A 12573-nucleotide genomic window follows, 5' to 3' on the forward strand; every position below is an offset into this window, starting at 1 on the left:
TGTTAGCTACACAATATACAGACAAAAAAACTTATTATAGCACAAATAACTTTCGTTTTATCATTCCACTTTTTCATGTTATTATTTATTTCTGAGCATATCGGGAAAAGTAAACTTAGTTAATTCGAAATAGGAGCGTTGGTACTATGCAGTGCATTGAAACAAACAACTTACAACAGTTGTTAGAACAAGTAAAACCATATACGAAAAAAGGAAAGCTTGCTACTTATATCCCCGAACTAGGAAATGCAAATCCAGATGATTTAGGGATTGCCATTTTCCATAAAGAAACAGAATATATCCATGCTGGCAACTCACAAACACTATTTACTCTTCAAAGTATTTCCAAAGTAATTACACTTGCACTTGCCCTTTTAGATCGTGGTGAAGAATATGTATTTTCTAAAGTTGGAATGGAGCCAACTGGTGATCCTTTTAATTCTATTATTAAGTTAGAAACGACAAGTCCTTCCAAACCTCTTAATCCAATGATTAATGCAGGTGCACTAGCTATTACAAGCATGTTGGCAGGAAAAAATAACGAAGAAAAAATGGAGCGTATTCTTCATTTTGCACGTGAAATAACAGATAATCCTACAATTAACTATTCTTCTAAAGTTGCCAATTCAGAATTAGAGACTGCTTACTTAAACCGTTCACTTTGTTACTATATGAAACAAAACGGCATTATAGATTGTGACATTGAAGAACTTATGGATTTATACACTCGTCAATGTGCAGTTGAAGTAAATTGTATCGATTTAGCACGTATTGGCTTAATTTTTGCAATGGATGGCTACGATCCATACAAGAAAAAACAAATTATCCCTAAACATATTACAAAAATTTGTAAAACATTTATGGTTACTTGCGGGATGTATAATGAATCTGGTGAATTTGCAATTCGCGTTGGAATCCCTGCAAAAAGTGGTGTAGCGGGCGGTATTTTCGGCTGCGTAAAAGGCGAAATGGGAATCGGCATTTTCGGACCCGCTTTAGATGCAAACGGAAATAGTATCGCTGGTTTTAAAATTCTTGAATTACTTTCTGCCCAAGAAGGCTGGAGTATATTTTAATTTCGGAAGTTATCCTGCTATACTAGCAGGATTTTTTATTTCACGAAAAATTTAGTTTCACCAATCATTAATAACAAAATAAAAACAATAATGAAAGTTTCGCTTTATTATGCATATTTGCTCCCCCCTCCTGAATAATATAGTACAACCTAACGCTATATGTGGAGGTGTAAAAGATGAAACTGATATTTCAAATGGAAAAACAACCTGTTCTTGAAAAAACAATTCTTCTTTTTATATTGAGTATTGTAGAAAGCTTGAAGTTAAAAGTTGTTTCACTCGATGAAGCTCACCGATACATATTCAATTTAGAGGTGCTTGAATTATTAATGGATCGGAACATCGATGATCAAGTACTAGAGCTTATTCATTTCGGAATGGGACTTGAAGACATTCATCATGTGCTTCCTGAAGAACTTGAGCATACTATCGAAGAATTAAAGTGGCTTTGCATCCAAGTATTAAGTGAGTACAGTATGCATGAAGAATCGGAACAATTAATTGAAGATATACGTTAAAAAAGCACCTATGTAGGTGCTTTTAATGTTTTTTTAAACTATTTTTATACGTTTCAATATTAACAGGTAATTCTTCCTCTTCTAATGTATGCTCATTTACATCTTTATGAATATGAGCACCTTTAGGCGGTTGATGATCATACCCTTTTTTCTTATGATCAAATGCTTTCCCACGTCCCATACGGATCCCCCTTTCTTTAAAAGAAATCAGTATTAGTATGAAGAGAAGTATGTCGATATATGCAATCCCTTACCAAATTTCCAAGGAAATACTCGAACATTGTATTCTATTCTTCTTACAACAATTGGTCTATCCCAATGAGAATTAATAAAACGCCTGCAATTATAGTCGCCCATTTCCCTAAGTATTCAGCTAAAAATCGTTTTCCTACATACGCAAAACCACTAATACAAATAAAACTAAACACCCCAGAAATACATGCTGTAAGCCAAAGATTTAAATTTGTTACTCCAGCATCAAATCCACCTGCAATATTATTTATAGATAATGCAACTCCTAAAACAATTGCTTCAGAAAAACCAATTGTTTTAGAACCATCAAAATCTGCTTTTTCTGGATCACGCAAAATCCCCATAAGTACACTACCATCCTTAGATTCTACGGTGTCTTTTTGACTCAAGAAAGGCTGACATAAAATAAATACCCCAATTATTCCTAAAACAATTGCTCCAATAAGGTTTGCTGTAAACTCCGAAATATATAATGCAATCCAATTCCCAAAAAATCCAGCTAGTAAAGTAAATGAAAATCCAAAAAATGCGATGATAAAATTGTTAAACCACGAAATTCGAATTTTACGAATGCCATACGCAATCCCAACACCTGCATTATCTAAATTGGACGCAATTCCAATTAAAAGAATTGAAAATAAACTTGCCGTACTCATAGTACAGTCACCCCTTTTCTCATATTTCCATGTATATTATGAAAATGTTGAGCAACTGTGCCTGTCTGTTTCATATACTTGTAATAAATGCTCAACATTTTTTCAACAATAAAAAGGAGTGCCTTCACTATGCCTAAAGAAAACCCAAACGATCGACTTGGTACATTAATAAAAAAACTTTTAAAAGAACGTGCCTTATCAATGCGACAGCTAGGAATACTTACAAATATCGATCCTGCTACAATCTCAAGAATTATGAATGGCAAACAACCGCCAAAACAAAAACATCTACAAAAATTTGCTGAGTGTCTTCAAGTTCCACCTCAATTGTTATTTGATGCGATGTATCCTGATTCTCCTCACATAAATAAAGAAAAGACGGATATGTACACATCTCTTGATACAATTCAGCAAACTCTGCAATCCTCTAACTTATTTGATTTCGACTACACAACAACGCGCGTAAAACAAGAACTTGAAAACTATGAACGCTATGCTCAAACAACAGAAGGTGAAAAACGTATTCACGAAAGTTTCGCAAGTAAATTAGAACAAATTGATAGCGCTGGTCCTTTTATTGAACAATTAACAGATATGTATCAACAATTTTGCAATGAGACTATTTCAAACGAAGAACGTGCGGTTCTCGGAGGCGCATTATTGTATTTCATTTTATCAACAGATATTATCCCCGATTATCTCTTTCCAATTGGTTATTTAGATGATGCGATTGCCGTTGAATTAGCAAAAGAGAAATTAATCGAATTAAAACGAAAGACATAGAAAAATAAAGAGCTATTTCAGTTGTTTCTATTCAACTCTGAAATGGTTCACTAAAAAATCGTACAAGTATACATACCTGTACGATTTCAACATACTCATCTATTTTTTCGTATGACACCATTCATATATAAACGCTGTTATTACTTTTGTAAATTCAATTAACTGCTCAACTTCAACTTTCTCATTTATTGAATGAGCTTCTTCTAATGTACCTGGTCCGTAAATTACAGCTGGAATGTTAAACTCACTAAACCATCCGCCATCAGTTACTGTAGCAGACATATCTAAAGTTGCGACTTTCTGTAATATATATTCATGTGCAGAACTTAGTTTCTGAATAGCCAGATGACTACTATCTACTTCTAAAGAGGGAAAAATTTCACCTCGATCAACAATCATTGATTCTCCGCCCCACTTAAATTGTAGTGGGTTCTCGCTTAACCATGGATCTGCTGCTGCCACTTTTCCTAAATACTCTTCTATTTCTTCTATTATTTGTTCATGCGTTTCATTTGGATAAAAGTGTACTGTTATCCATAACCGGCACTCATCCGCAATAAATGCTGCATGACGCCCCCCTTCAATGACAGCAGGATTAATTGTTGTCGCCCCTGATGGATATCCTTCATACGTTTTCATTACTGCCCAATGACGCTCTAACTCCTGTAAGCTTTGAACAATTTTCATCATTTTCTCAATAGCACTCGCTCCAAATAAACGTCCTCCAGCATGAATCATCTGTCTACGTGTTGCATCATGAAACGTTTGTGGGCTTTTCACTGTAATCCATCCAGTAATTACGCCGCCCTGCCCTTGCATATGTAAATTACTTGTATCCACTACTACTGCAAAATCAGCATCATATCCACGCTTACAACATTGAAGTGTTCCGGCTTCTCCCACTTCTTCTCCAATTACCGATTGAAACATTAGGTCACCTGGCAATTCAATTCCCGCTTCTTCTAAAAGCTGAATTGCAAATAAGGCTCCAGCTAGTCCACCTTTCATATCTGCCGCGCCTCTCCCAACTAACCAACCATCTTTTATAAACGGCTCAAACGGATTTGTTTCCCACGCCTCATCTACTGATACTTCAGCTACATCCATATGGCCATTAATAATAAGACTTTTATATAACTCACTTTCCGTCCCTTTTTTTACCCCAACAACATTCGGATCATTTGGATATACATCCCATTTATCAATACTAAAATGTCGTTTTTTTAGAAACTCTGCAACAAATTCTTGCGCCTCATTTGTATTTCTCGCTGGCGGTGCTGGTGTTTCAAAACGAATTAAAGTTTTTGTAAGTTCTAGTAGCTCCTCTTTTCGTAAATCAATCTGTTCTAATAGCTGTGAAACTTCTTGATTCATTGCTAATTCCCCTTTGCATACGTAGTATGTTTCCAGCTTTATTTTCACAAAAAAAGAGACTGTTTACAATTCTACAGTCTCTAAATTAAGCACAAGTTTCGAATATATTTATAAACTTTCTACTTCTGTCGTATTTACTTTTTCAGTATGTTCTATTTTGCTATCCTTATTTCTTGTCGCACGATAAAACAGTAAACAAACAATCATAAATGGAATACCACAATACAATGCCATTCTTTGTTCCGGAATAAAAGCCATGCCAACAATTACTGTTAAATTTAAGACTAACGCGAGAAGTGGCACAAATGGATACAGCGGTGTTTTAAATTTCAAATCTTTAATATCCCCACCCTGCTTTACGTATGTCCTTCTAGCCAATAGATTAGATAGGGCAATAGATGCCCAAACTAATATCGCTCCGAACCCTGCAATGGAAAGAAGCCACAAATAAACTGTATCTTCCGCATAGATACCTGATAATAATGAGAGGCACCCTACAATCGTGCTTACAATCAATGCATAGATAGGAACACCGTTTTTAGACAACTTACCAAAAATCGGGCTAATCATTCCTTGATTAGACATCGACCATAGCATACGGGAAGTTGCATATAATCCTGAATTCGCAACTGATAGTACCGCTGTAATAATAACGAAATTTATAATATCAGCCGCATAAGGAATACCAATTTTATCAAATACAACTACGAATGGACTTTCTATCACGCCTGCTTGCTGCCAAGGAAATAGTCCCGCAAGAATAAAAATAGATAGTACAAAGAAAACAAGTATGCGCCAAACTGTATTATTAATTGCCTTCGGGATCGTTTTCTCTGGATTTTCACTCTCACCAGCTGCGATACCAACTAGTTCTGTTCCTTGGAAGGAAAAATTAACTGCAATCATCGTAATTAAAATTGCTGATAATCCATTTGGGAACAGTCCACCATAATCAGTAAAGCTAGAAAACATCGGTGCTGGCTCATTTCCTTTCATATCTAGAAAACCAAACATTGCTGCCCCGCCTAAAATGATAAATGCAATAATTGTAATTACTTTAATACTTGCAAACCAGAATTCAACCTCCGCAAAACTTCTTGAAGATAACGCATTAATAACAAAGAGCAATACGGCAAACACTACGCACCAAATCCATGATGATACATCTGGAAACCAACGTTTCATTAATATACTAACTGCAATTAATTCAATGCCTATCGTAGCCGTCCAGTTTAGCCACGACATCCATCCCACTACATAACCCGCTGCAGGTGAAATATGTTTTGTAGCATATGTTTGATACGATCCTGCATCAGGCATCGCAACCGCTAACTCTCCAAGACAGAGCATCGTTAAATACATAACAAATCCACCGACAAGATACGCTACAATTGCTCCTCCAGGTCCAGCTTCATGAATTGTATAACTGGATCCTAAAAAAAGCCCAGTACCAATAACCCCTCCGAGTGCAATCATAAATATGTGCCGACTTTTCAATTCCCTTTTTAATCCTTGGCTTTGATCCATCATATAAATCCCCCCTTTTCACTTTGCAAACCCATTTAATGTAAGCGCTTTTAAAATTATTCATAGTAAAAATAATTATTTAAAAGATCAAAATACATATTACTTCTATTAATCGCTACCTGTTATTAAAAGGTCATCCCTCACTGTTATTAATAGTTTTTGATCAGCGATAGCTTCTCCCTCTACCACTTCTAATGATTCGATATAACCACTGATTCCCACTTTGATTTCCACTTGCTGCTTATCTTTTGTTTCAATTAACGCTAATTTCTCCCACTCATATACGTAAGAACTTTCAGTAACAAATAATTTCTCTACTTTCCCGTAACAAGGACTATACACGCCTTCTATAACCGTCTTCACTTAATAAATTCCTCCTCTTAATTAATTTGCACTGAAATGTCGCATACCCTATGAAAAGTTCTAATTCCCTCACTCCTTCAATTTAAAGATTTCCATTATTATTTATGCAAGATACGTACCAACCTCAATATCTATATAAAAATTAAGATTTTGTACAAAAAAATCTACATAACTGCAAAATTTTTCTATCGTTTGAAAAGTTTTAAAAGAAAATAGCAAAAAAATTTTGCGGTTTTATGAGAATTTTAATAAAATTATAAAAAGTCAGTCTTCATAGGGTGAAACGAGGAGAAGATAATACATGCATACAGAAGAAATCAATTTTAAAAAGATTATTGAAATGAATATGCTATATGAAAATTTACTCAATGAACTAGATATTGGGATTCATATTATTAATGAGGAAAGTAAAACGATTATCTATAACCGTAAAATGATGGAAATTGAATCAATGGACCGCTTAGATGTGCTATATAAAAGTCCTTTAGAGGTATTTGCATTTGAAGAAAATAAAAATAGTACTCTTATAGAGGCATTAAAATTTGGGAAAACAAAAAAAAATATAAAACAAACGTATTTTAACAATAAAGGGCAAGAAATTACGACGATTAACGATACTTTCCCTATAATAGAAAATGGAAAAATTAAAGGTGCTATTGAAATTTCCAAAGAGGTAAGCCATTTAAAACAAACAATGAAAACGAATCTTTCTCGAAAACAAAATACTAAGTTTACCTTTGATCACATAATTGGTGATTCTAAAGCGATTCAATCGGTCATTGCAGAAGCAAAAAGGGTAATACGTACACCATCCTCCATACTTATCATCGGGGAAACGGGGACTGGTAAAGAGTTATTTGCGCAAAGCATCCATAATGAAAGCCAGCGTTCAACAAAACCATTTATTTCACAAAACTGCGCCGCTATACCAGAAACATTAATGGAAAGTCTACTATTTGGTACGAATCGAGGTGCTTTTACAGGAGCAATAGATAAACCTGGTTTATTTGAAGAAGCAAACGGCGGAACTTTGCTATTAGATGAAATCAACTCGTTAAGCCCCGCACTTCAAGCTAAGTTACTCCGGGCTATACAAGAAAAAACAATACGAAGAATCGGAGGCACACAAGAAAAAGAAATTGATGTTCGTATTATAGCAACTATTAATGAAGACCCTCTTGAAGCTATTGCACATAATCGGTTAAGAGAAGATTTATATTACCGATTAAGCGTCGTTACTTTATGTCTTCCACCTTTACGGGAACGAAAAGAAGATATTGTATATCTTGTTCAGCACTTTATCGAAAAGTACAATATTCAATTCGGGCTCGGCGTAACCGATGTAGATGTACATGTAAGAGAATTCTTTTATGCATACGATTGGCCCGGAAACGTACGAGAATTTGAACATATAATTGAAGGTTCAATGAACTTAATAGAAGATGAAAATATCATTACAGCGTTTCATATACCAACTCGCTTTCGCGAACGAATAAAAAAAGAATTCAATATGCAACCTTCACTAACTAATTACAATGCTGATACACCTAAAACTTTAAAGCACACAATAGAAGAAATGGAAAAGAACTACATCCATCAAATTCTTAAAGAAAATAAAGGAAATATCTCACAAACCGCAAAATTTTTAGGATTGAGTAGACAAAACTTACAATATCGAATTAAAAAATTGCATTTACACATATGAAATGAACCTTTCTCTAGGTGTAAAAAAAATGGAAAAATATATTATAATAAACATATACCACGCTAGAAAGGGGCTATATATATGAGTAATGATAAAAAATTAAAGTTATTACACTACTTATACCTTCTCCCTGCCGTTCTATGTATGATGTTATTCATTAATGGTGATATGAGTAGCTTCCCTTATGCAAAGCTACTAGGAACAATTAGCGGCTCCTTTGCGGCTATTATGCTTGCTTCTTTTTGGAATTTGAAGTTGCGTATGAAGAGAGAGAAATCTTCTTAATTTCAGAGTGCAAAAAAATCGAGCCTTATCAGCTCGATTTTTTATTTATTATTAAAATTCAACATTCTCCAAATACAAACCACTCGCCTCAGCAAGGCAATTAATTTGATTACGCTGTTTTTCCTCTAAAATGTTTGGAATTGCTTCAGCATCTAATTGTCCTAATCCAACTTCAATTAATGCCCCAACAATTTTTCGCACCATGTTATGAAGGAATCCATTACCACTTACTCTAATTTGTACAAATCCTGCCTCTTCCATCACATCAAGTGTATACACTTCACGAACCATAGACTTTTTCTTAGACTTTGCATTTGAAAAAGCAGTAAAGTCATGTGAACCAACTAAATGTTTCGCAGCTTCTTTCATGCTTTCCACATTTAATTTTTTATTCACGTGCATGCTGTGTTTACGCATAAATGGGTTCGTATGCTCTTCATTCCAAATTTTATATAGATATGTTTTCGCCTTAGAATTGTAACGAGCATGAAAACGATCTGATACTTCTTCTACACTCGTAATACTAATATCATTTGGTAAGTATTGATTTAAATACTTTTTCACTTTATGTTCCACTAACTTTTCATCACTTTTAAAATTAGCTACTTGATTCAAAGCATGTACACCAGCGTCTGTTCTACTACAGCCGATAATTTCAATTTCTTTCCCGACCAATTCAGATATTACACTTTCGATTTTTCCTTGAATCGTATTATCATTATTACCGAGACGTTGCCACCCTTTATAACGCGCACCGTCATACTGAATCGTTAATTTATAATTGTGCATAGTATTCTCCTTCATAGAAAATATTCCCTCATACCATGAGGGAATATTAATAAACTTTACTTTCTAACAAGCTTCACTACATTTTCTACATGAGCAGTATGTGGGAACATATCAACTGGTTGTACATATTCCACTTCATAACTCTGCATTAATGCATTTACATCACGTGCTAGCGATGACGGGTTACAAGACACGTAAACAACTTGTTTCGGTTTCACTTTTAAAATTGTTTCCAGTAATTTATCATCGCAACCTGTACGTGGTGGATCGACAACAATTACATCTGGACGCCATCCTTCTTTTACCCACTTTGGTAACCATTGTTCCGCTTTACCAGCTTCATACTTTGTATTTGTGAATCCGTGGCGTTTTGCATTTTTCTTTGCATCTTCAATCGCTTCTGGAATTACATCCATACCACGTACTTCTGCTGCATCATTCGCAAGCCAAAGACCAATTGTACCAACACCACAATACGCATCTACAATTTTCTCATTTCCTGTTAAAGCAGCTGCTTTTTTCGCTTCATCATATAAAACAACCGTTTGCTCTGGATTCAATTGGAAGAATGCACGTGCTGATAATTCAAATGATAAATCACCAAGTGTTTCTTGAATTACTTCTTTTCCAGCTAATTTAAACGTTTTGTCGCCAAAAATAACAGATGTTTTACGCCAGTTTACGTTTTGCATAATTGATTTAACCGCTGGCATCTGTTTTTGTACTTCTGCGATAAATTGTTCTTTATTTGGCAATTCTTCTTTTGTTGTAATAAGTGTGACTTGTACTTCCCCTGTTTGAACTGCAGTACGTGTCACAATTGTACGTACTAAACCTTTTTGTTTTTTCTCATTGTAAATAGAAACATTTAACTTTTCTAATATACGTCTTACAACTTTTGTCGCTTCATTCGTTGCCTTATGTTGAATCATACAATGAGAAATATCAATTAACTGATGTGAGTTTTGTTTATATAGTCCTGTAATAACCTTTTCATCTTTACGTCCCACTTGTAATTGACTTTTATTACGATAATGCCATGGATTTTCCATGCCAAGCGTTGGACGAATTTTCTCTTCTAGACTGTTATTCATATACTTCTCGAATGCTTGTACAACGATATCACGCTTTTGATTTAATTGTTCTTTATAATCTAAATGTTGCAATTGACAGCCACCACATTCCTCATATACTGAGCACGGTGCTTTCACACGATGTGGTGATGATTTACGAACTTTTTTCACTTTTGCTTCAGCGAAGCCACGCTGAATTTTCGTTGCTTCAGCAACAACTTCTTCTCCTGGTAATGCCCCTGGAATGAAAACAACTTGTCTCTTAAAATAACCAACGCCTTCTCCGTTAATCCCAAGACGTTTAATTGTCACAGGGAACGTTTGACCAACTTCCAACTTACTCTCATGTTGCTTTTGTATCATTATTACACCTCTACTCTATACTTTTCCATAAATATAACGCTGCATAACTGCAGTATGGTTCACACTCTTGTTTCACTTTTTCTAAAAATGCATCATCAGGTTTATCATCTAATTGAAATACACCTTGCACTGCGCGCTGAATTCCAATGTCTGCTTTTGGAAACATATTTTTTCGTCCAAGCCCAAACATTAAAAAGTTTTGCACTGTCCATGCTCCAATACCCCTTATTGGTAACAATTGTGCCGATATTTCTTCTTCTGTTTCATTTTCTATCCTTGCTAAATCTAATTTACCGCCTACGATATGCTTTGCTAATCCTACCATATATTCAGCTTTTCGCTGACTAAACTTCTGCTCTCTCAATTCCTCTATTGGAATATTCGCTACTCTTTCTGGTGTTGGGAAAAATAAAACGCCATTTCTTTCTGTCCCATATCGTTTTACAAATTGCTCTGTTAGCACAGTAGCAAATTTCAAATTTATTTGTTGATGAATAATACAGCGAAGAAGACAAGCGAAATAATCGAATTCTAAAATAATTGGAGTATAAGCATATGTTTCAAATAGTGGACGTAATGATGTGTTTAAAAAATGATTTTGTATATTTTGAAACGGTTCATTCCAGTGAAAAATGGATCTCATTCGTTTCATTACTTTCTCTTGATCTCCTGCCTGACTAGAGATCCAAAACTGTGGATTTTGAACAGTACCAATCCCCTGCAAACGAACAACAATCTGTTCTTCGTCTATAAACATCGGGACATAAATTACTTTCTCGTCTAATTGAATGACGTTTAACGGGTCGAAAGATAAACGCTTTAGCACTTCCCCAAAATGGTACGGATATTCTAACGTAACATGTTCGCTCCACATACGTTTCCCCATCCTTTTTACACATCATTATAGCATGAGAAAACCGCAAGCATACATGCTTACGGTTGATTGCTGTTTACTAAATCATCTAGACTTTTAAAATGATACCCTTTCTCGCGCAAATCATCAATGATTTTCGCAAGTGCTTCTGCATTATCTTTTGATATTGCATGAAGTAATAAAACAGACCCTGGATGAATCATCGTCATTACATTGTTATGCGCATATTGCCACCCTCTTTGCTGATCTACTTTCCAATCAAGAAATGCAAGCGACCAAAACACATTATAGTATCCCATTTCTTTCGTAAGAGCTAGCGTTCGTTCACTAAACACACCTCGCGGAGGACGTACATATTTCACTTCTTTTTGTCCTGTCACTTTTTTAATTTCTTCCGTTACACTTGTTAATTCTTCACGAAGCTTTGCATCGTTTACTGCTGTAAAATCAGGGTGACTCCAAGAATGATTACCAATAATATGTCCTTCATTTTTCATTCTTAATAATAAATCTTTTTGTGTTTTTATATAGTGCCCCGTCACAAAGAAAGTTGCTGGTACTTTTTTCTCCTTCAGTACATCTAAAATCTTTCCTGTATATCCATTTTCGTATCCATTATCGAATGTTAAATAAATGTCTTTTTTCTTCGTATTTCCTAAGTAAAACCCACCATTTTTTTGTAGTAATTCTGTATATAATTTCCCTGCATCTGGCACCGTTTCATTTTTAGGACGTGGGATTCCCCAGTTATGTGGTGTATTCGTATAAGCAAATGTTGAAACTGGAACAAGTGCCATCATAATTGAAAAAATGAGACCTATATATAACCATTTATATTTCATAAATAGTCTCCTTTCCATATATAATCGTACCTGTAGTTTCTGTTTCCCTGCTTTCTTTCATGCTGAACATGTTTTTCTATATATACCAAAAAA

The 12573-nt window shown here is 34.9% G+C and carries 14 protein-coding genes; 5 read left to right on the forward strand and 9 right to left on the reverse strand.

The window, feature by feature from the left end:
• Positions 1-146 precede the first annotated feature (146 nt).
• Both glsA and JDS80_RS13045 read left to right on the forward strand, forming a co-directional pair.
• A complete protein-coding gene (gene glsA / locus JDS80_RS13040) occupies positions 147-1076 on the forward strand; it encodes a glutaminase A (protein ID WP_071745378.1) in 930 nt (309 codons plus the stop codon).
• 176 nt (positions 1077-1252) lie between these two features.
• The gene (locus tag JDS80_RS13045) at positions 1253-1594 is read left to right on the forward strand and encodes a DUF3969 family protein (protein ID WP_000766602.1); all 342 of its coding nucleotides are present in this window, start codon (positions 1253-1255) and stop codon (positions 1592-1594) included.
• Between the two features lie 22 nt (positions 1595-1616).
• Here JDS80_RS13045 and JDS80_RS13050 read toward each other — a convergent pair whose 3' ends face one another.
• A complete protein-coding gene (locus JDS80_RS13050; protein ID WP_199638762.1) occupies positions 1617-1775 on the reverse strand; it encodes a hypothetical protein in 159 nt (52 codons plus the stop codon).
• Between the two features lie 115 nt (positions 1776-1890).
• Positions 1891-2502 carry a sporulation membrane protein YtaF gene (gene ytaF / locus JDS80_RS13055; RefSeq protein WP_199638764.1) on the reverse strand — a complete coding sequence of 204 codons (612 nt, stop codon included), beginning with the start codon at positions 2500-2502 and terminating at the stop codon, positions 1891-1893.
• A 129-nt stretch (positions 2503-2631) separates the two neighbouring features.
• On the opposite strand from ytaF, the gene JDS80_RS13060 reads away from it, so the two are divergent.
• Positions 2632-3285 (forward strand): DUF1232 domain-containing protein, encoded by a 654-nt coding sequence (locus JDS80_RS13060; protein WP_071770993.1) that lies wholly within the window; start codon positions 2632-2634, stop codon positions 3283-3285.
• A 99-nt stretch (positions 3286-3384) separates the two neighbouring features.
• Here JDS80_RS13060 and JDS80_RS13065 read toward each other — a convergent pair whose 3' ends face one another.
• The 3 genes from JDS80_RS13065 to JDS80_RS13075 all read right to left on the reverse strand — a co-directional run bounded on the left by JDS80_RS13065 (position 3385) and on the right by JDS80_RS13075 (position 6549).
• Positions 3385-4659 carry an acetylornithine deacetylase gene (locus JDS80_RS13065; protein WP_199638766.1) on the reverse strand — a complete coding sequence of 425 codons (1275 nt, stop codon included), beginning with the start codon at positions 4657-4659 and terminating at the stop codon, positions 3385-3387.
• A gap of 108 nt (positions 4660-4767) precedes the next feature.
• A complete protein-coding gene (locus JDS80_RS13070; protein WP_071745374.1) occupies positions 4768-6189 on the reverse strand; it encodes an amino acid permease in 1422 nt (473 codons plus the stop codon).
• 105 nt (positions 6190-6294) lie between these two features.
• Positions 6295-6549, reverse strand: coding sequence for a biotin/lipoyl-containing protein (locus JDS80_RS13075; RefSeq protein WP_071745373.1), 255 nt, complete (start codon positions 6547-6549; stop codon positions 6295-6297).
• 301 nt (positions 6550-6850) lie between these two features.
• On the opposite strand from JDS80_RS13075, the gene JDS80_RS13080 reads away from it, so the two are divergent.
• Positions 6851-8254 carry a sigma-54 interaction domain-containing protein gene (locus tag JDS80_RS13080; protein ID WP_199638768.1) on the forward strand — a complete coding sequence of 468 codons (1404 nt, stop codon included), beginning with the start codon at positions 6851-6853 and terminating at the stop codon, positions 8252-8254.
• 81 nt (positions 8255-8335) lie between these two features.
• On the forward strand, positions 8336-8539 hold the full coding sequence (locus JDS80_RS13085) for a hypothetical protein (protein WP_071770997.1): 204 nt from the start codon (positions 8336-8338) through the stop codon (positions 8537-8539).
• A 51-nt stretch (positions 8540-8590) separates the two neighbouring features.
• On the opposite strand, the gene truA is transcribed toward JDS80_RS13085, so the two are convergent.
• Genes truA through pdaA form a run of 4 tightly spaced genes read right to left on the reverse strand, consistent with a single transcriptional unit; the run spans position 8591 to position 12480 of the window.
• Positions 8591-9328, reverse strand: coding sequence for a tRNA pseudouridine(38-40) synthase TruA (truA, locus tag JDS80_RS13090; protein WP_199638770.1), 738 nt, complete (start codon positions 9326-9328; stop codon positions 8591-8593).
• Positions 9329-9384: 56 nt separating this feature from the next.
• Positions 9385-10764: a 23S rRNA (uracil(1939)-C(5))-methyltransferase RlmD gene (gene rlmD / locus JDS80_RS13095; RefSeq protein ID WP_000615190.1), complete on the reverse strand. Its 1380-nt coding sequence runs from the start codon at positions 10762-10764 to the stop codon at positions 9385-9387.
• Between the two features lie 10 nt (positions 10765-10774).
• Complete coding sequence (locus tag JDS80_RS13100) at positions 10775-11638, reverse strand: DNA-3-methyladenine glycosylase family protein (RefSeq protein ID WP_199638772.1); 864 nt, start codon at positions 11636-11638, stop codon at positions 10775-10777.
• Between the two features lie 59 nt (positions 11639-11697).
• Complete coding sequence (gene pdaA / locus JDS80_RS13105; RefSeq protein WP_071745368.1) at positions 11698-12480, reverse strand: delta-lactam-biosynthetic de-N-acetylase; 783 nt, start codon at positions 12478-12480, stop codon at positions 11698-11700.
• Positions 12481-12573 lie beyond the last annotated feature (93 nt).

It is taken from the genome of Bacillus cereus group sp. N8 (assembly GCF_016483685.1).
GTDB lineage: Bacteria > Bacillota > Bacilli > Bacillales > Bacillaceae_G > Bacillus_A > Bacillus_A proteolyticus.